Consider the following 1,649-nt stretch of genomic DNA (forward strand, 5'->3'; position numbering starts at 1 on the left):
AAGGATAACTAATCAGCGTCTCAGGCCTAGCTTTGACCTAATTGGCTTTTACAGCTTATATACTCGATTGCCGTGTAACGACGAGTGTTGCTCAAGGATGAGACTGGTAGGGCCTTTTGCTGTCTGAGGAGGTTTTACTAAGTAGCCATATCATAATGATGTAAGTTTTATAGTAAATGTAAGAGCAATTCGCCTATTGATAGATATTGATGGCGGAACTTAACCGCGCTTCACTATTGATAGCGGCCAAGTGTTTATAGTAGGTTGTGGCAGGAAGGGGCGTTAATACTGCCTATACTCCAATCTCTTGCTTTCTCAGTATTACACGAGGTAGCGCGGGTTCCAACAGATATTAAAAAGAGGGTGAAAGCAAAAAACATCCACCATGCCCTCAAGCTAGAAAACATCGGATTGTTATGCCGACTCTTCATTCTACCTTCCACGCATTTCCATTATTGGTTCGAGATAGCGTCAACTCCTGATGCGCTCTAGCATAGTCGGCAGCCTCTCTAAATGATTTAAATACATTGTTTTGAGATGCTAGTTTGGGTTCTTCGTGTTTTGTGGGCTCGTCACTAGGGTCATAAGTTCTATCGCTAAAGCCTGCTTGTTCGCATCGAAATCCACAGGCCCCACAAGAGCCACAAACTATCCACCCGCAAGCTAAGCATTCAAGGTCAACTGAGTTGTTGACTGATTTTTTGCAGTTCCAACAAACGCTTGCTCTGCTCTTGTTTTGAGCCTGCCTTGTTTCGGGTGCTATTCCACCACGTGCCTTGAAAAAGTTCTTATGTTGCTCTTGAACTACTGATGCGTAATATTCATCTTTGTTAGCTTTGTATTTATCTTGAAATCTAACTAAGACTTTTTTTGCTTCTAGGGCGTCGGCTCTACTGAGCGTTTCTAGATAGCGATCTGAGAAAGTATAGGTGGGAGGATCCCAGTTATTTCGGTCTTCCTCATACTGGGCCCAGTCTCTGCATCGCAGAAATACTAGATCGCCTAAGCTTTCCGGACGGTTTGTAGCTATCCTGCGATCGAGAACAACCCAGCCATGATGAGAACTAAAGCCCCACCATTCATCACTTGTCGCTTTGGTTTCCTTTGTCATTAAATGCTCTAAAGAACATAACTCCGCGCACGCGGGCGAGCAACGCAGTCGCGAAGTCCGGCACGCTGCAAGCGTGACCGGAAAAACCAAATAGAACGCCCAGAAAACAGCGTCATTGGGATAACAACGTCTTAAATCGCTGTTTCATACGAGTCAGATTATCATACGATCATTGTGAGAAAAAGAGAATCAATCGGTGAGAGCTGCTGGCTTGTTGGGCAGTCCGCGCTTAGGCGCTACTTACAATATATTAAGCTGACAGCAACCTCTGATCTTAATTAAACTTGACGTTTTACTTTGAAAACCTCCACTCCTTACCTCACTAAATCCCGCTACATCGATGCTCTTCGCTGTGAGAAAAAACTCTGGCTGGGCTGGCATGAACGCCTGCCTTATGAAGAGGCTTTGCCCTACTCCATTCTCGATACGGGTAACCGCATTGGTGAAGGGGCCTGGGCGCTCTTTCCCGATGGGGTATTGATCACGGAAAAACCCTATGAGCATGCTGCTGCTGTTGCGAGGACAGCTTCGCTGATGG

The 1,649-nt window shown here is 45.7% G+C and carries 1 protein-coding gene and 1 pseudogene; one reads left to right on the forward strand and one right to left on the reverse strand.

The window, feature by feature from the left end:
• Window positions 1-427: 427 nt before the first annotated feature.
• On the reverse strand, window positions 428-1,111 hold the full coding sequence (locus tag ABGY95_RS11700) for a hypothetical protein (RefSeq protein WP_347441866.1): 684 nt from the start codon (window positions 1,109-1,111) through the stop codon (window positions 428-430).
• Between the two features lie 297 nt (window positions 1,112-1,408).
• On the opposite strand from ABGY95_RS11700, the pseudogene ABGY95_RS11705 reads away from it, so the two are divergent.
• Window positions 1,409-1,649: pseudogene (locus ABGY95_RS11705) on the forward strand (hypothetical protein); the annotation flags it as partial.

It is taken from the genome of Rubritalea sp., from assembly GCF_039830215.1.
In the GTDB taxonomy this organism is placed as follows: domain Bacteria; phylum Verrucomicrobiota; class Verrucomicrobiia; order Verrucomicrobiales; family Akkermansiaceae; genus Rubritalea.

Coding starts and splice junctions, on each gene's coding strand:
- ABGY95_RS11700 (WP_347441866.1), bottom strand. CDS start 1,111: ATGACAAAGGAAACCAAAGCGACAAGTGATGAATGGTGGGGCTTTAGT.